Source organism: Synechococcus sp. CCY 9618, from assembly GCF_019038415.1.
In the GTDB taxonomy this organism is placed as follows: domain Bacteria; phylum Cyanobacteriota; class Cyanobacteriia; order PCC-6307; family Cyanobiaceae; genus Cyanobium.
The window spans coordinates 1-247 of sequence record NZ_JAFKRG010000073.1; the positions used below are offsets into that span (position 1 = coordinate 1).

At 64.8% G+C, this 247-nt stretch carries 1 pseudogene; it reads right to left on the reverse strand.

Annotated elements, in window-relative coordinates:
• Positions 1-247, reverse strand: a pseudogene (locus KUG41_RS15200) (IS3 family transposase); the annotation flags it as partial.

Consider the following 247-nt stretch of genomic DNA (forward strand, 5'->3'; position numbering starts at 1 on the left):
GGCTTGGCGGCGATCATCGGGAGATGTCAATCGCCCCCGTCCTCTCCCCAGTAGGCCTGGATCTTTTTTGAGGCCATCAGCAGTGCCGCCGCCTCCGCCAGGGCCTTGTCCTTGCGGCGCAGTTCCTGCTGCAGGCGTTTGATCTCCCGCTGATCCTGCTGGTAGCGCTTCTCCAGGTCCTTCTGCTCGGCCATCGTCAGCAGCGGCTGTGCATTGGCATCCTGGGCCGCCTGTCGCCAGCGGTCCA